Annotated in this window: 22 protein-coding genes and 1 pseudogene; 13 read left to right on the top strand and 10 right to left on the bottom strand. The window is 42.2% G+C overall.

Going from position 1 to position 16,057, the window contains the following annotated elements; genetic code table 11:
* Window positions 1-135 precede the first annotated feature (135 nt).
* Window positions 136-699, top strand: coding sequence for a DJ-1/PfpI family protein (locus tag LXL81_RS05830; RefSeq protein ID WP_234645772.1), 564 nt, complete (start codon window positions 136-138; stop codon window positions 697-699).
* A 14-nt stretch (window positions 700-713) separates the two neighbouring features.
* Here LXL81_RS05830 and LXL81_RS05825 read toward each other — a convergent pair whose 3' ends face one another.
* The gene (locus LXL81_RS05825) at window positions 714-890 is read right to left on the bottom strand and encodes a hypothetical protein (protein ID WP_234645771.1); all 177 of its coding nucleotides are present in this window, start codon (window positions 888-890) and stop codon (window positions 714-716) included.
* A 524-nt stretch (window positions 891-1,414) separates the two neighbouring features.
* Here LXL81_RS05825 and LXL81_RS05820 point away from each other — a divergent pair.
* The 5 genes from LXL81_RS05820 (at window position 1,415) to LXL81_RS05800 (ending at window position 4,699) form a co-directional block, all read left to right on the top strand.
* Window positions 1,415-2,413 carry an AraC family transcriptional regulator gene (locus LXL81_RS05820; protein ID WP_234645770.1) on the top strand — a complete coding sequence of 333 codons (999 nt, stop codon included), beginning with the start codon at window positions 1,415-1,417 and terminating at the stop codon, window positions 2,411-2,413.
* Window positions 2,414-2,862: 449 nt separating this feature from the next.
* Window positions 2,863-3,192 (top strand): cupin domain-containing protein, encoded by a 330-nt coding sequence (locus LXL81_RS05815; RefSeq protein ID WP_234645769.1) that lies wholly within the window; start codon window positions 2,863-2,865, stop codon window positions 3,190-3,192.
* Window positions 3,168-3,353 carry a hypothetical protein gene (locus tag LXL81_RS05810; protein WP_234645768.1) on the top strand — a complete coding sequence of 62 codons (186 nt, stop codon included), beginning with the start codon at window positions 3,168-3,170 and terminating at the stop codon, window positions 3,351-3,353. Before LXL81_RS05815 ends, LXL81_RS05810 begins: the two co-directional genes overlap by 25 nt.
* Before the next feature lie 363 nt (window positions 3,354-3,716).
* Window positions 3,717-4,085: a glyoxalase gene (locus LXL81_RS05805; RefSeq protein ID WP_234645767.1), complete on the top strand. Its 369-nt coding sequence runs from the start codon at window positions 3,717-3,719 to the stop codon at window positions 4,083-4,085.
* Window positions 4,086-4,471: 386 nt separating this feature from the next.
* Window positions 4,472-4,699, top strand: coding sequence for a hypothetical protein (locus tag LXL81_RS05800; RefSeq protein ID WP_234645766.1), 228 nt, complete (start codon window positions 4,472-4,474; stop codon window positions 4,697-4,699).
* A 337-nt stretch (window positions 4,700-5,036) separates the two neighbouring features.
* On the opposite strand, the gene LXL81_RS05795 is transcribed toward LXL81_RS05800, so the two are convergent.
* The 3 genes from LXL81_RS05795 to LXL81_RS05785 all read right to left on the bottom strand — a co-directional run bounded on the left by LXL81_RS05795 (window position 5,037) and on the right by LXL81_RS05785 (window position 6,930).
* The gene (locus LXL81_RS05795) at window positions 5,037-5,669 is read right to left on the bottom strand and encodes a hypothetical protein (RefSeq protein ID WP_234645765.1); all 633 of its coding nucleotides are present in this window, start codon (window positions 5,667-5,669) and stop codon (window positions 5,037-5,039) included.
* Window positions 5,670-5,939: 270 nt separating this feature from the next.
* Window positions 5,940-6,359 carry a hypothetical protein gene (locus tag LXL81_RS05790; protein WP_234645764.1) on the bottom strand — a complete coding sequence of 140 codons (420 nt, stop codon included), beginning with the start codon at window positions 6,357-6,359 and terminating at the stop codon, window positions 5,940-5,942.
* Complete coding sequence (locus tag LXL81_RS05785) at window positions 6,340-6,930, bottom strand: RNA polymerase sigma factor (protein WP_234645763.1); 591 nt, start codon at window positions 6,928-6,930, stop codon at window positions 6,340-6,342. The genes LXL81_RS05790 and LXL81_RS05785 overlap by 20 nt, the downstream gene beginning before the upstream one ends.
* 158 nt (window positions 6,931-7,088) lie before the next feature.
* Here LXL81_RS05785 and LXL81_RS05780 point away from each other — a divergent pair, with 158 nt between their 5' ends.
* From LXL81_RS05780 to LXL81_RS05765, 4 genes are all read left to right on the top strand, one after another.
* Window positions 7,089-7,433: a DUF6249 domain-containing protein gene (locus tag LXL81_RS05780; RefSeq protein WP_234645762.1), complete on the top strand. Its 345-nt coding sequence runs from the start codon at window positions 7,089-7,091 to the stop codon at window positions 7,431-7,433.
* Window positions 7,434-7,462: 29 nt separating this feature from the next.
* Entirely contained in the window at window positions 7,463-8,605 is a 1,143-nt protein-coding gene (locus LXL81_RS05775) for a serine hydrolase (RefSeq protein ID WP_234645761.1), read from the top strand.
* A gap of 108 nt (window positions 8,606-8,713) precedes the next feature.
* Entirely contained in the window at window positions 8,714-9,190 is a 477-nt protein-coding gene (locus LXL81_RS05770) for a RidA family protein (RefSeq protein ID WP_234645760.1), read from the top strand.
* A 37-nt stretch (window positions 9,191-9,227) separates the two neighbouring features.
* Window positions 9,228-9,830 (top strand): DUF6624 domain-containing protein, encoded by a 603-nt coding sequence (locus LXL81_RS05765; protein WP_234645759.1) that lies wholly within the window; start codon window positions 9,228-9,230, stop codon window positions 9,828-9,830.
* Window positions 9,831-9,917: 87 nt separating this feature from the next.
* On the opposite strand, the gene LXL81_RS05760 is transcribed toward LXL81_RS05765, so the two are convergent.
* The 3 genes and pseudogenes from LXL81_RS05760 to LXL81_RS05750 form a co-directional block, all read right to left on the bottom strand.
* The gene (locus LXL81_RS05760) at window positions 9,918-10,094 is read right to left on the bottom strand and encodes a hypothetical protein (RefSeq protein WP_234645851.1); all 177 of its coding nucleotides are present in this window, start codon (window positions 10,092-10,094) and stop codon (window positions 9,918-9,920) included.
* A gap of 54 nt (window positions 10,095-10,148) precedes the next feature.
* Window positions 10,149-10,229: pseudogene (locus tag LXL81_RS29265) on the bottom strand (hypothetical protein); the annotation flags it as partial.
* A 188-nt stretch (window positions 10,230-10,417) separates the two neighbouring features.
* Complete coding sequence (locus LXL81_RS05750) at window positions 10,418-10,963, bottom strand: hypothetical protein (protein WP_234645758.1); 546 nt, start codon at window positions 10,961-10,963, stop codon at window positions 10,418-10,420.
* 908 nt (window positions 10,964-11,871) lie between these two features.
* Between LXL81_RS05750 and LXL81_RS05745 the strand changes: the two genes are divergently transcribed.
* Entirely contained in the window at window positions 11,872-12,018 is a 147-nt protein-coding gene (locus tag LXL81_RS05745; RefSeq protein WP_234645757.1) for a hypothetical protein, read from the top strand.
* Between the two features lie 77 nt (window positions 12,019-12,095).
* Here LXL81_RS05745 and LXL81_RS05740 read toward each other — a convergent pair whose 3' ends face one another.
* The 3 genes from LXL81_RS05740 to LXL81_RS05730 are packed head-to-tail and all read right to left on the bottom strand — an operon-like array spanning window position 12,096 to window position 13,627.
* Window positions 12,096-13,100 carry a HipA domain-containing protein gene (locus LXL81_RS05740; protein ID WP_234645756.1) on the bottom strand — a complete coding sequence of 335 codons (1,005 nt, stop codon included), beginning with the start codon at window positions 13,098-13,100 and terminating at the stop codon, window positions 12,096-12,098.
* A 1-nt stretch (window position 13,101) separates the two neighbouring features.
* Complete coding sequence (locus LXL81_RS05735; protein ID WP_234645755.1) at window positions 13,102-13,419, bottom strand: HipA N-terminal domain-containing protein; 318 nt, start codon at window positions 13,417-13,419, stop codon at window positions 13,102-13,104.
* A complete protein-coding gene (locus tag LXL81_RS05730) occupies window positions 13,400-13,627 on the bottom strand; it encodes a helix-turn-helix domain-containing protein (RefSeq protein WP_234645754.1) in 228 nt (75 codons plus the stop codon). Before LXL81_RS05730 ends, LXL81_RS05735 begins: the two co-directional genes overlap by 20 nt.
* Before the next feature lie 314 nt (window positions 13,628-13,941).
* On the opposite strand from LXL81_RS05730, the gene LXL81_RS05725 reads away from it, so the two are divergent.
* On the top strand, window positions 13,942-15,075 hold the full coding sequence (locus LXL81_RS05725; protein WP_234645753.1) for a GlxA family transcriptional regulator: 1,134 nt from the start codon (window positions 13,942-13,944) through the stop codon (window positions 15,073-15,075).
* 11 nt (window positions 15,076-15,086) lie between these two features.
* A complete protein-coding gene (locus LXL81_RS05720; protein WP_234645752.1) occupies window positions 15,087-15,953 on the top strand; it encodes a DJ-1/PfpI family protein in 867 nt (288 codons plus the stop codon).
* The last annotated feature ends 104 nt before the right edge of the window (window positions 15,954-16,057 follow it).

Below are 16,057 nucleotides of genomic sequence, written 5' to 3'. Positions count from 1 at the left end.
TCTAACCCTTATTGGTAAATATCATTAAAAAGAAGATTAAATCAACCATAACCGGTAGAACTCGTATGATTTGGCTTTTAACTGATTAGCCAGAAAAATGGCTCAATATACATTCCTTGTCCAAACCTTTATACAATGAATCGTAAAATCTTGATCATCACCGGAGATGGTGGTGAAAGTTATGAAACCCTTTATGCCGTTCACCGCTTTCAGGAAGAAGGCGATACTGCCGTTATTGCCGCTCCTAGCAAACGCCGACTTCACTTGGTGATGCACGATTTCGAAGCCGGTTGGGATACATATGTGGAGCGTCCTGGCTATTGCCTTAACTCAGACTTGACAATTGAGCAGGTGGTAGTTGACGATTATGATGCTATTTTGCTTCTTGGTGGCCGCGCTCCGGAATACCTGCGCAACCATGCCGCACTTTTGGAAGTGGTCCGTGAGTTTGACAGGAAGGGTAAATGGGTCTTGGCTATCTGCCACGGTATCCAGATTCTTGTGACAGCCGGATTGGCAAACAATCGCAATTTAACCGCTTACGAACACGTACGAACAGAAATTGAGATGGCAGGAGGAACTTATTCTACCCAACAGGCCATCCGCGACCGAAATATGGTAACCGGACAGACCTGGCAGTCACATCCTGAGTTCTATCGGGAAGTATTTACCTGTCTCAACGAAGGAAATCAAAGCTGAGTAGATGTCAAGTATCAGCCTGTTGTTTCTGTCTTCTTTGACTCCCCCTTGCTGATCAAGGCGGAAACAGCAGGATCGTTTTGTAAGTTAAAAAGCACGAAGGTCAGGGAAAAGTCTTCCAGTTTCTGCATGGAGCTTACATCTTTATATGCACCCAATTGTGCGGATGGCAAGCTTAAAGATGATGACATTTTTAAACACAACACGTTGGGATATAAAAGCCAACCCCTTATATGCTCAGAAAGACTTTGTACCAGTTTGCAAGCCTGATCAGCATATCTTCTCCCTTTATTGATGAACATTTACTTTTCATAAAAGTTAGATTATCGAGATTTCAACATCGATAAAATCTTGAAAGAGAACGCGCAAATCTGACTACACAGGATTTAGTTCAGAAGATCTTGCCACGCAAAACCTGTCCACTTTTTGCGGCGGCCACTGCCGAAATAACTTATAATTTATCTAACACTCACTTTAACCAATTTTTACATCATAGCTGAGCAGGAATACTTTTTCGTCATGCCATCTGGGTTTCCATCTCATTGTTAGTTCTAAACAGTCTTCTTACTCTTGACTATGCATCTTCTTTGCTCCTTGGAGCTACTATGTATATGCGAAGTGAAGAATGAAAAAAACTTTAAGCAAATTCTCGTGGGTAAAGCATAACTTAACGAGCAATTGGTGGAATTCTTAGAAAGAAAATATATTTTCAGGAATGACTTTTGAATTTACAGTCCAGCCCGGTTTTGATTTTGTGCAAAGCTTCGGTGAAAGGTTCAATATCCGCGTAATTAACAATGGCCTTAAAATACCTGCGGATATGGGTAAGGGTCATATCAAAATGGTTGAGGTGGAACCAGGCTTTAAATTCGTGCTACACCACTATAGACTGAAAGAGGATTTTCATTTAAAGCGTAAATCACCACCGGAAAGCAGTGAACTAATATCCATTGTGTTCAATAGTAAAGAAATACCCACGGCTTTTACCGCTGAAAGGAAGAGTGCGGTACAATTTTTAAAAACCAATGGTTCATCCATTCAAATCGCTGCTACTGCGCTTGCTACCGAGACGATTTTCCCTGCTAATGTTGAGGTTTATTTTGGGGTGATTGGCATCAGTAGGCAGGTGCTTTCTGCGCTCTTGCGCATAGGTAGCAAAACAGACGGTCCTTTGGAAACGATTCTTCATGGCGACACCCTGTTCTTTTATCACGAAAAAATGCATCCTGAAGTGGCGCGCGTGCTCAGGCAGGTCTCTGAGATAAATGAGCAAGACAAACTCAGTGACATGCTTTATACCATAAAAGCGCGTGAATTGATATACCTGCTATTTGATAGGTTGCTTGACAGGACTACCAAAAAACAAAGCCCGGTAAATAAATCAGACATCGATAAACTCTACGTTATCAGGACCGCGATCCTTGCAGACATGAGTCAGCCCCCGCAGCTGAGCGCTCTTGCCCAAATGACCGGGATGAGCGAGACAAAAATGAAGCAATTATTTAAGCAGATCTTCGGGGATACCATTTATAATTATTATCAGAACGAAAGAATGCAGCAAGCAGGCTTTTTGCTGAAACATGCAGGTTATTCCGTTTCCGAAGCAGCTTACCGGCTTGGGTTTAGCAACCTGAGCCACTTTTCAAGGCTTTTTGAAAAGCACTACGGTATTACCCCTAAAAAATATACACTGTCGGATAGGACTACTTTTTAGTCGTTGAGCGCTATTTTAAGCCTGAGAAGGTATCTACATTTGCGCTGTGATAAATAAATCAATCTGGCAGCGGTTAAATGAAAGCATATCACTAACGAGTGGCAAAAACGGGGTTCTTTTACAGGACCACATTATAATGGCCTGCATGACCATAAGCACCGCCACAGGTTATCTTTCTCAATGAATTGACTTGAAAAAGACCTATTAAGGGTAATGCACCGGGAAGGTTTTAAAAAAAGCGGAAAACAGCAGCAACCGATGATTTAGACTCTATGCTGATACCGGTCAACTTTAATTTGGTACCAAGTCGAAGGATGCAAAAAGATGCATTCTTAACACACATGGATGTTAACAGGCGGTATACACCAGGTGCAACGCTTACACTGACTTTTGCCCGTTACCATAAAGGTTTTTAAACATATTTAATAATTACACAAAATGTACCTGTTATGATAGACAACATTATAACCGTAAACCAGGATCAGGGTGAACACTTTTCGGTTGTGGGAGATACCTACCGCATTGTAATTTCAGGCAAACAAAACCAGGGAGCTTATGCTGTAATTGACATGCTTGTGCCGTCGGGTGGTGGCCCCGGTCCGCATGCACATGCAGATATAGAGGAGATGTTTTATGTGGTAGCTGGTGAGATTGACTTTAAAACCGAAACCGGTGGTTATGCAGCAAAACAAGGCTCATTCGTAAATATCCCCAAAGGTGGGAGGTGCATTGTTTCAAGAATAACAGCAACGAAATGGCGCACCTTTTATGTACCGTGATCCCGGCCGGACTGGATGTATTTTTCAAAGAGATCGGTACCCCGGTTGAAGCAGGCATCTTTTTACCTCATCCGGTTTGGTCCGAAGAAGATCTAAAAAGGATTTCTCAGATTGCCGAAAAGCATGGCCAAAAACTGTACCCGCCTAATTATCTGGATTGATGTTTGACCTAAACCGTAAACTTGAAAACGCCAAACAGTAGCAATATGGCGCTCTCACAAGAAGTATTAGATATGATCTTGTTTGCAGCGCCAATGGGATATGTCAAGCTTGAAGAGTTCCCCTCTGCACAATAGCTGCAAAATCTCCCGGAGAATGATGCTACTGGAAAATGCGTACAATACATTTTCATCGGTATTGCTACATTTAAGGGGTCAAAACCTATACTGCCCTGCCAGCATTACCATGAAACATTGGTTAATTTTTTTTGCAAAATCATCAACAATTGTGTTTCTTGATTTCAATCAAGAAAGTTTATAAAAATGCTTCTCTACTTTTGTCTTTCATTATAAATATCATAGGTTATGACAAAAAGTGCTTCTTCTATCAGGCCATTCTTAGGTGCAAAGGACTTTATGCTTTCCAGGGCATTTTACCGCGATTGGGGTTTTATTGAAAGTGTGCTATCCCCTGAGCTTTCCGTATTTAGAATTGATCAGTTAGCATTCTATCTTCAAGACGCTTATGTGAAGGACTGGATAGACAATACCATGGTATTTCTGGAAGTGGAAAACATTGAAAACTATTACAATGAGCTATTGGCGCTAAATCTGACGGGTAAATACAAAGAGGTAAAATTAAGTGTAATAAAGGTAGATCATTGGGGCAGCGAATGTTTTTTGCACGATCCTTCCGGAATATTATGGCATATAGGTGAATTTAAAAGTAAATAACCCAGGACATCTTGTAGTTTTGTGGATAAGACTAATGCTTGACACTTTTAGCCAGTAATCCAATTCACATGCTAAGAACGGACCTAGACAAAGTAGGTAGTTTTTCTGAATCCGACTTTCAGAAGCTGAATAAATATTTGATACCGAAAAAAATCATCAAAAACGAAATATTACTCGGTAAGGGGCAGGTTTGCCAGTCTGTCTAATTTATCACTGCTGGATCTGCCTATCAGTTCCGCTATGATGATATTGAGAAAAACGTAATCGATCTTCACCTTTCTGGCGAATGGGCATTGAATTATTCCAGTTTTATTTCGCAGCTACCCTCAGAAAATATAATCAAAGCAAATATAGAAACAAGCGTTTTGGAACTAAACATTCATGCAATGCACGCCCTTATTGCGATCTCACCCGTCTTTCTTCAATTGGGGAAAATTCTGGAAGGAGCACTTAGGAGAATGTATTATTTTGATAGTGTTACATCGCCTTCCGAAAAATACAATCACTTGATCAGTACCAGACCTGAGACTCTCCAAAGCTTTCCACTGAAACTTATTGCCTCCTACCTTAATGTGACACCAGAAACCCTAAGCAGGGTAAGAAGCACCTTTTGATCTGATTTGCATTTCTTAATTTTGGTCAACAAACCATTAAGCGATACTGCCATTGCGATCTGGTGCATGATGAACTTGGCTATCAAGTCCTACTGGTAGGGTTGGGTATTAGATACTGCTATCACAAGTTTTTGAGCCGGTTGAATTCTTTTCGAAAATACATTTCGCTAGTCTTTACCGCTGTCGGAACTTTTGTGTTCGGACTGTTCATCTGGCTAATTAGCGTAGCAATTCAGCTGTGTTTAAAATAGCTCAGCCGTAGCTGCGTTGCTGCTAATATACCGAGCGGTGGGAGGAATAAAAACTTCTCCCACCGCTGGGCGCATACCTTAGACGATTACTTACCAGCGTTGGGCAGTTGAAGAATCTGAATGGATCCTCCTGCACTATATCCTGAGAATTGCACAAAGATATGTTCTCCATGTTTTCTACGGATTGCGTAAACTCTCACCAAATTGTTGGTATAATCAATCGAGCCCTCCTCACCGAAATAGGTAACCTCGTCTTTAATACGGTTAAGTTCCTTCTGTGGTACTTTCCCTTGAAACACCAGCACACCACCTGCCGCTGTGATTAGATCTTTGTAACTTTTTTCGAAATAGGGCAACGACCATTCTTTACCTGTGACACTCGTTAAAAAAGCTTTATACACCTTCCCTTCCAATGGAATCATCCCTTCCTTAGTCGGAAAAAACAACCTGTCAAAATCGCGGGTAAGTGGCTTATTCAGAGGGACTATATCTGCCGGAGGACTAATAAATGGAAACGCGCCCAACTTCTTTTCACTGAAAGGAAATTTGCTTAGGTCAATCGAGTCAGGAAGTGAGTTGTTGGCCGTTTCCTTCAAAGATGGGTTAGTAATAGCTTGTGGTACGGACTTTTCACCAAGGGTATCAGCTTTGCCGGACTTATTGCAGGCGAAAAACAAACTGGTAAGCATTACGGACATTAAAACTGTTTTACTTTTCATTTTAATTGGCTGTTTTTGTAGTGGGTAATAGATAAATTATATAATGAAAATAAAAATTCAGGCCAATGACCCTATAAGAAGAAGAGCAATTAACGCTTGATCTTCTAAGAGCGGTGAAGATCCTGCCTTATTTATTGAGCCTGCTACTTTCCAACATTTTAAAAACATACTCCTTATAGCTCGCTCAAATAGGAATTTCGCCCTCTTAAATTTGAACGTCTGTGGATGTACATAGCCCGATGCTGCTCCTGTTGCGTTCGAAGATTCGTTTTATGCTTGCATGTTGCATTTTTCGAATTGATTGTCAAAATGTTTTTTAAGAATACAGATTTGCACAAATAATACCAGCGTCGCAAAAACTATCGTGTAAGTGGTCATTTCCGAAAATTTAAAAACAGAGGAAGCGGCCAGATCATAAATCGGACTGAAATCGGGATAAGATAACCAGTACATGTTCTGCGGTGTGGTATTTTCAGGCAGATAAATAAACGCTGCAATGAAACACACCAAAACTCCGGCAAACACTGAATTTGAAATCAAGGGTTTATATAATGTGACATCACTTTTTTGACTGGCCAATGCCTGCAACATCACCTTTGAGGTGAAATCGACCGAAGTAGATTCCAATGCAGCAGCCTCCATGATATGGTCGGCAAAACCTTCCAATTGCCTATCTATTTCCATTTTCATAATATGCGATTATTTCTGGTGCTAACTGTTCTCTTAAAATGGAAGCCAACTTTTTTCTGCTTCTAAAGAGTCTGATCTTAATGTTATTTGCATTTACCCCTATAACCTTTGCAATTTCTTCTATGGTCAGATCATCAAAATAATACAAAACCAGTAAAAATGCGTCCTGAGCGGGCAGTAAATCCAGAGACTGCTGAATTTTTCTATTTTTTTCTTCTTCCGCAATATCGTCCAGGATGTTTTCAATTGCTGTTAGCTCATACCCACTTAAATCCTCGAGGTAAACGGCACCTTTTTGCTTTTTAAATTTTTTCAAATGATCCAGACAGGTGTTATAAGTGATTTTGTAAATCCAGGTTGAAAATTTGGAGTCACCTTTGAATGTATAAAGCGACTTGTAAGCTTTCACAAACGCATCCTGGCAGACCTCTTCGGCTTGCTGCCGGTCTTTAATCATTCTAAATGCCAAAGTAAATACCAGATTCTTATAACGGTCGACCAGCACAGCAAACTCATTTGAATATCCTGCTATTACTCGGTTGATATAATGCTGATCACTGAATCTGTCCATCAAAAGCTTGATTTTCACCTTGTCTTGAAGGGTCAGACGACAACCCGTGCAGTATGGTTACAACCATCAGCATAAAAATTATTTTCAATGTTTGTAACCTGGAAGAAATACTTGTCGTCCAAGTCAAAAAACACAGCAATCATTTAAACAATTAAGCGATGAACGGAAGCATCCTGATACCTATAAGCCTGTTTCTATCGATTTTTGGCATTTTTTATCTTTATCTATCTACGCGTAATAAGGAACGTTTAGCGCTCATAGAGAAAGGAGTCGATGCATCGATTTTTATGAACGGCCGCCCAAACAGCAGTCAATTTTTCAGACTTATTCTTTTGAACCTGGCCTTCCTGTTGCTCGGAATCGGTTTAGGTATTTTCATAGCCTTGCTACTGGCTACATACACTTTATTAGACCAGGACGCCTTATATCCTGCATCTATATTCACGGCCGCCGGTGCTTCGCTGTTTGCGGGGTTTGGGGCCACTAAAAAACTGGACAAATAAATTTTTATTACAATCAAATGATCTATCAGATGAGACTTGAAACAGCATTCAAAAAAGTAAGCAAATCCTTATCACCAATTAAGTTGCCGTTAAAAAAACAAATAGGCCAGTCGCTGCTCTTGATCCTTGTGCTGTACGGTAGTTTAAATGCTGCCAACGCCCAAAGCCTGGAATCAAAAATAGACAGCCTGCTTTCAAACGTTTTCAAAGACAGTACCGGGCCCGGGGGCGTGTTTTTAGTTTCAAAGGCAGGTAAACAGATTTACCAGAAGGCCTACGGGAAAGCCAACATCGAACTTGGTGATGATCTATCTTCTGAAAGCATCTTCCAATTAGGGTCTATTACCAAACAGTTTACCGCTGTTGCTATTCTGATTTTAGAGCAGCAAGGTAAATTACACGTCCAGGATCCGGTCTCGCGGTACATACCTGATTACCCTTCTGGCGATAAGATTACCCTGCACCATTTGCTGACACATACTTCGGGTATTAAAGATTTTACCAGGATGAAATCGCTCGGGGACATATCCCAGAAAGATCTCTCACCCAAAGAAATGGTGGATTTCTTTAAAAATGAACCCGCCGATTTTAGGCCCGGGGAAAAGTTTGAATACAATAATTCCGGTTATGTAGTGCTGGGTTATATTATAGAGCTCGTTTCGGCAGTGAGCTATGAGGAATTTATCCAAAAAAATATATTTGAAAAGGTCGGTATGGACCATTCCTGCTACGCAAGCGACCGGGCCATTATTAAGAACCGTGCTTATGGCTATCAAAAGAAAGAATCCGGATATGTAAATAAGACCAGGATCAGTTTCAGTGTTCCTTTTTCATCTGGTTCATTGATGTCTACTGCGGGCGATATGCTTAAATGGCAGAATGCACTCAGCCGGAATCTGCTGCTAAATTCTAAAAGTCTGGCTAAGGCATTCACCACCTATAAATTAAACAGTGGTGAAGTGTTCACCTATGGGTATGGCTGGCATTTGAGAGATATCAATTCGGTAAGCCTTAGAGAGCACGGCGGTAGCATTTTTGGTTTTAAGACCATGGGCGTTTACATTCCAAGCGAGGATATCTATGTGATCGGCATGAGCAATTGCGACTGTAATTCGCCAACCAAAGTTGCCCAGGACATTGCGCTTCTGGCTTTGAAAGAATTTAAAAAATAATAGTTTACGGAGGTAAACTTTCAGACAACCCGATTTGCAAAAAGATCGGATTATATCTTTATTTACGGGTCTTCAAACATAAATTTACGCTAATTTAAATTTTACCAAATGAGAAAAAAGGCAGTGCTATTTTGTCTTATTATTTCGCTATTTACTATTGCAGGTTGTAAGAAAGACGTTTACCGGGTGCAGCAACAAAAACCTGCCAATAAAGGCACAGGTATTGTAAAAGAAAAGTGGCATTGGGATAATGACAAAAAACAAAATGAAAACGCAGGATATGCCCAGGTCGTCAGAGTTGGAAATACACTTTATATTTCGGGCATCCCAGCAGCTGATTTAACCCCGGATGGTATTACAAGACTTTACAATGATCTTGAAAAGTGTCTGAATACTTTTGGGGCAACCTCTAAAAATGTAGTAAAAGAAACCCTTTACACGACGGACATCGAGGCGATGAAAAAATACAATGATGCAAGAAAAGCATTTTACAAAGGAGATTATCCTGCCGCTTCATGGGTTCAGATAAGCAGGTTATATGAAGCCGACGCAAAACTGGAAGTAGAATTGATAGCAGAGCTTTAAGGTAAAAATGTGCAGCACCATTAAAGATTATCATTGATTGGATCCTAAAAGTATTTCAAAGAAGATCGTTGCCTTAATTAAAAGGGATCTTCAACTAAGAGATGAGCTTATCCGGGCAGGGAAAATTTCCGATGGCTATGATTCGGAAATGGAAAGAATCCACAACAGCAACGCGCGGGAGTTAAATGTAATAATAGATCTAATCGGCTTCCCCACTATGGACAAAGTAGGTATTCAGGCCAGTGAAGCTGCATGGCTGATAATCCAGCATGCAATCGGGCAGCCTGTATTCATGAAGAAATGTCGAGATCTACTAAAGATTGCAGTGATCGAAAACAAAGCAACCCCAATAATTTTAGCTTACCTGACCGACCGGATTGCCGTTCTTGAAGGCGCACCACAGCTTTACGGTACACAGTTTGATTGGGATGACAATGGAGAATTAAGCCCAAATTCATATGATGATTTAACGAAAGTAAATCTGCGAAGAAAATCTGTGGGGCTTAACAGCCTGGAAGATCAAACGGAGGTAATCAGAACAAGGGCAAAAAAAGAAAATCAAACGCCACCCAAAGATTTTGACAAGAGGAAGCACGATTTTGACGAATGGAGGAAAAAGGTGGGCTGGACACAGTATTAGTTTGCTGAAAGGTAATGACAAAATTAGTGCAATTATTAACTTCTTCATAAGTGATCCGTCCTTTTCTTTTACCGTTATTTTCTACTGCTAATTCGGAATTTTAGGCAATTCGCTCCCATGAAGCCTTTTTTCTACCTGCTTTCCAATGAAACGAGCGAAGTCTGTAATATCCTGATCGACGCTTGCTTTCTCCAACGCCTGCATATACTCGTTACGTTCTTCCAATGGAATAACAGTCCAAGGATTCCCACCTGAGGCTAGCATAACATTCATTAAAAACCTGCCAATTCGGCCATTTCCATCATTATAGGGGTGGATAAAGACAAAAATAAAATGTCCTAGAACAACCCGAACTGCCGGTTCCGGCTCATCTCGCAGCAGGTCAAAAAGAACTGGCATTGTGTCTCTGACAGCATCTTTATTCAGCGGGACATGTTTGGAACTTCGAATATAAACCGGATAATTTATATATCCGGCTAAGTCGCTTGCATTCAGTATCCCTATGGTTACACTAGGCCCTAATGGCTCTCTGTACCACCTCCCGTGGTCATCATAAGCTATCACCCCAGCATTTTTACCACGCAATACTATTGCAATACTCTCTTTGACCGCTTGGAAAGCCTGCCAATAACCACGTGCAGCAAGCGCATTTTTAGCTCATTATCCGGGGTATTCTCTTCGGGATTCCACTCCCCTTTTCTAACCTTGTCAATTAACTCAGGTGTGACGCGGTATCCCTCAATAGATAATGAGTGGTAAGCATCAGTGACAAACACGTCTTCAACACTTTTCATATAAGAAGTGCTGTCATCAGATAAACCGGGTGCTGTAGGGAAATTTTCGATGACGGTTTCGCGCATATGTTGCCACATAAGTTTGATACGGTTTGTATACGGCGAAACTTCACGAGAGGAAAGTACCGAAGGAAGCTTGGTGGCAAATGGATCGTTTTCACGTACATCGTATCCCGCTCTTTGCATCGTTTTTAAGATGTCGTTGGCAATTCGTTCCCTGCCAATATTTCCGAGAGCCCCCACCAGCCTTCCTGCAACTGTGCTATGTCCTCCATCCAATAGTCTGCTTAAAATTTCAGAACTATCACGTATCATGGAAAGCGCAGCCCTTGCATCCATCGGGCTTTGCGAAAAAAACGTCGGTGAACTTAATACCAGGGCAGACGCTAAGGAGTAAACGCGAATACCCTCTACCTGTTCTACATCATTATCTGCAGGAAGAAGGACCCGTATATCAAAAAGTGAAGTGTCAAATGGTAGACTTATAATGTTATTATTCGCCTTGGGAGATCGGACAAGAAGCTGCCTTGGTACTGTCCAATTTCCACTATGAATAGCTATGGATTGCTCCGGTGAAAGTATCCAGTTCTTTCCAAAACGATTTTTTAAATAGGCTGAACAAAAATGCTAAAATGAGGTATACCAACTTGTGCTGTCTCCTTGAATTTCATCTAGCCGACAGGGAATGTACCACCCCTTGATTACCTCAGTTACAAAGCCATTGCCCACTAACCTTTCCCGGTGTGTACGCGTTAAATCTTTTGTTTGTATGGCAATTACCCCATCGTTGCTTTGAAGCTTGTGAAGCACTTCAAGTGATTGCGCCAGTTTTTCGGAGGGAGTTGCCATTGTAATCGCTATTCGTTTTCAATTCTGTGCTTTAATTAGTTTATCAAGCTGTGCGCTAATTCGTATATATAGACGTACCGTAATTAGTATATCGTGTCAATAAGTTAACTGGCGTAATTTTATTGCCTCCTGATCCGAAGTTTCATTTAAAAATTCTTTTAAAAACAACATTAAAACTTGGTTTTGACTCAAGCGCCGGCACCCCTGTTGTTCTCCAGACAGATTCTTGGTTGGTATGTAACGCATCAACTAGTTTCATCACCATATTGTCAAACCTTTTTTGGTCAAAATCTTCCCTAACAAATTCAGTAAAATCCAATGAATGGACAAGACGAAGCTCTTGAATATTTTCCTAGAACTCATCTGAATATTTTTTTGGCGAACGTTATCTTTATCTATTGAAAATAAGTATTAATCAATGTGTATGGGAAAAGAATTCTGGTCAGCTATGGCAGGAAACCAAGTGGCGTTCAAAAGGCAAGGTGGTTTCGATCAAAGGCACACACCCGGAAGCTATGGTAGATCTGGCTGTTTCTGCTCCATAAAAGTCGCCGTAAGCTCATCAGCTTATTAGCATCAATATTAAGTCAGGGAGGCTCAGCTTTGTGCGACCCCCACTTATTTATATGTATGGCTGACTTTTGTTAGTCATACCGCTGATCCGGAAAAGCCTGTCTTTCACAGTTGAAACGTAGCTCATTTTGCTTTCCGGTGATAAACCTGATTTTTGGATCATCTCTACCATCTTTTCCTGGGCATTAATGTAATTTTCAAGTATGGTAGAAGACCTTTTCTCAGTAATTGCTAGGCGCTTTGCTAATTCGATAAAATCCGGCCTTCCGTAGTAACCGTAGGCCGAATAAAATGGCGCGTCCAGGCAGTTTTCGTAGAGCTCTAAGGCTATATCGTTCTCATAGGGCGTATGTATTTTCGTGCTCATCAGATCATAAGCTGGCGTGAGCCGGTATTCTCCCGTATGAAGCTGCATCAGCGAGAAATTCTTCAGATGAGCATCACCGTTGCCAACCACATAATTAAAGACTACGAGCCTGAAAAGTTCTTCAAGAGCGGGGAGTGCAGCCGGGACGTACTTTTTGATTAGCGTACCTATTTCTTCATAGGTGGCATCGTACTTGTAATTTTGACCGTATAAGACGCTGGTCCGGTTTAAGAGCTGAGCGAAATCCTCCTGCTGATACTTTGTTTGATCGGGCTTTAAATCAAACCTTCGGGTAATGTAGGCCGGCTCGCCGTCACTGAAATGGATTAATCCGTTTGCCGCCGTACGTATGCGGAATAGCTGCCGGGCGATCTGCATAGTCAGGTGCTCGTTTTCTGGTGAATCTTTGATTGCAGCAAGTTGGGTGGAAGCAAGAATAGGCTTGATAATATACTCGCCCGCCTTTTGGGTCATTACCAGTTCTTTGTTTTCACGGCGCAGCGAGTATTTGAGTTGAACGCCCGAGATGGACAGTCGGGTTGTGTGTTTTTGAAATTCGGCAAAATTGTCAGCCGTCGGAGCAGGAAAATTCAAGACGGCAGAGATTTTTCCTCCGTCAAAAAGCTCCTTGCTGCACTTTGTGCAGAAGTCTTGTTTGGCCTCTCGGTAGCAGGCTGAGCAGTGCATATTATTCAGGTTTTACTGTGATCGCGCCAATAGTGTCCTCACCTGCCGTCGCCAGCAGTCGACGGAAATGATCGTTTTCATCAATTCTCAAGGCACGGCATTGTATGTCTTTGTTTACCCCCTCAGACAAAAGCCCGAAAAAGAAAGCGAATAACTCATTTGAAAGATGCATACGCTGGCTTTTAGAAAGGGTAAGGCTTATCGCCTTCTTTTGCGGGTCTGCAAAATACAGCTCTTCGTACTCGAAGCTGTACTGACCGCCAGAATCCTTTTGCAGGTAGCCTGCCAGCTCCCCATTGTTATAGACCAGTCCTTTCATTGCCTGTCATTTTAATGGTCACATTAAGGCTTAGGCCGAGTACTTCCAGCAGCTTTTCAAACGAATCAAGCGAAGGATTACCCTTGCCATGTTCGATGGTATACAATGTCTTGGAAGTGATACCTGCCATCTGGGCAACGTCTTCTTGCCTGAGTCCCAAGTCCTGCCGGCGAATGGCAAGAAAACTTCCTAATTCATCTTTGTTCATCGGTATTATGTTACTGATTTTTGCTCATATAACGTTTGCTCATAAGTTTTTGTTCCGAATCGGTAATACATTTCCGATTCGGGATAGTTTTAGAGGAATTTATCTCTATGAACGCTATCAAAAATGAGGATCGGTAATATAATACTGATTTTTCATCAAGTGGTGTGAACCAGACCGGAAGGTAGACACGATAATGGTATGATCTTCTCCGGGAAGCTTTTCAGGTATTACCCGCACTACCGAAAGATCGTCATCACACTCTCAGATCCGCAGGTCAATGAAGATGCTGAAATTGATATGTAAATAATTAGCAAATGCACTACCTAGAGTCCGAAAGCCGTTTATGGATCATAAAACTCAACCATAGCCTTAAAGATATCAAACAAGAGATAGCCGAGCAGCAGATTCTTTGGCCCGAAATGTCCGATATTTGGCTCACACAAATGCCGGGCATACCCTACTTTTACAATCCAAATCAGCTGTCCATGTCGCTAATTCAACAAGTTATTTTTATTGTACCTCCCTATGTGCACGTCTTAGATCTGACCGGGCCAGTGCAGGTCTTTTACGAAGCCGCTGAATATGGAGCTCCGTATAAGCTACTTTATTGCACTTTTCAAAACCAAATAATTAGCTCAGCAGGCCTGCCTATTGGGCCTGTACAACACTTTACTGAGACACAGCCTAAACCCGGTGATCTGATCTTTGTCCCGGGAATGGACATGGACTACATCCGATCAGAGGAATTTAGAGCGGAGCATGATTTCCTTGACTGGCTACGTGAGAAGCACGCTCAGGGCGTAATCATATGCTCTGTATGTACAGGCGCCTTTATTGTTGCCCGGACTGGACTGCTAAATGGCCGAAAATGCACTACACACTGGAAGCGTGTTGACGAACTACAAGCAACCTACCCGCAAATCCTGTCCCTGCATGATCGATTATTCGTACATGATGGCGGTATCTACACCAGCGCGGGTATAACGGCCGGTATAGACCTAGCACTGGCAATTCTGGAAGAGCATCAGGGGCCGTTGTTTGCCTCCAAGATAGCACGCGAGTTAGTCGTTTATTTACGCCGGGGCCCACACCATTCGCAGAAAAGCATTTATCTGGATTATCGCAATCACATGAATGTAGCTGTTCACCAATTGCAGGACTGGCTGATTGCTAATTTAAAAACGAAGGCGACCTTGGACACAATGGCCGAGGTTGCCGGTATGAGTATCCGCAACTTAACACGAACCTTTCGAAAAGAAACTGGGATCTCCATTCATGAATATACCACGTTGTTACGACTGGAACTAGCCCGTACCCTGCAACATAATCCCGGCATTACCATGGAAGCTATTGCAGAGAAGTGTGGCTTTCAGGACGCCCGCCAGCTACGCCGGATCTGGCAGAAAGACGTACTCAAAAACAGCACAAGATCATTTATTTCAACTTAATTCATAAGCTTATGAACATCATTCCTCGTTACCCATTTTCCTTGATTGTTGCTTGTTGGCTAATTTTTACATGTAGCCCGCTTATCGCAAAGCACTTGCCAAAAAAAGAAAAACCGACGGCGTATTATTGCAAGCCCTGCGGCAGTGGCTGTGATTTGGAACGGCACGAAAAGCCCGGCAGCTGTCCGCATTGTGGTATGCCCCTGATCGAACGCAACACTGCCCTTTCTGATTCATTAACACAAAACCAGAAACAGGCCAAAAAGCGAAATGTCGCTATTTTTATTCACAATGGCATTGAAATTCTGGATTTCGCTGGCCCCAGTGAGGTCTTTGCTTCCACGGAAGGGTTCAATGTCTACACGGTCTCGCTCTCCAAAGAGCCGGTCATCAGCCAGGGATTCATTAAAATAACACCCACGTATAGCCTGACCGATTGCCCCAAGCCTGATGTTGTGGTTTTGCCCGGAGGCGATACCGGTCCGTTCATTGAAAATAAAACACTGATTGACTGGATAAAAAACTCGGCCACCCACGCAGAAGTAATGCTTTCGGTTTGCACCGGTGCCGGTCTGCTGGCCAAAGCGGGGTTGCTCGACGGTAAACAGGCTACTACATTTCATTCCTACATTGAACCCTTGCAAAAGGCAACACCCAAAGCCTTAATTCTGCGCGATACCCGTTTTGTAGACAACGGTCAAATCGTCACAACTGCCGGTGTTTCGGCTGGAATTGACGGTGCCCTGCACGTAATAGCGAAATTAAAAGGGCAGGGTGCTGCTGCCAAAACAGCTCGCTATATGGAGTATGACAAGTGGAAACCAGAGGAAGGCCTAATTGTGAAGCAATTGGATAAGGATTCAGCAGAAATTAAATAAATATTGTCAATAAAACCATCCATCCTGACAATGACACGATGGATGGTAATGTGCTGCGCTTAGTCTCTCGCTGGAATTGGTATCCCTGCTTTGCAACAAGCGGG

The sequence above is a fragment of the Dyadobacter sp. CY356 genome (assembly GCF_021440195.1).
Taxonomy (GTDB): Bacteria; Bacteroidota; Bacteroidia; order Cytophagales; family Spirosomataceae; genus Dyadobacter.
This window is presented reverse-complemented; position numbering and strand designations above follow the sequence as displayed.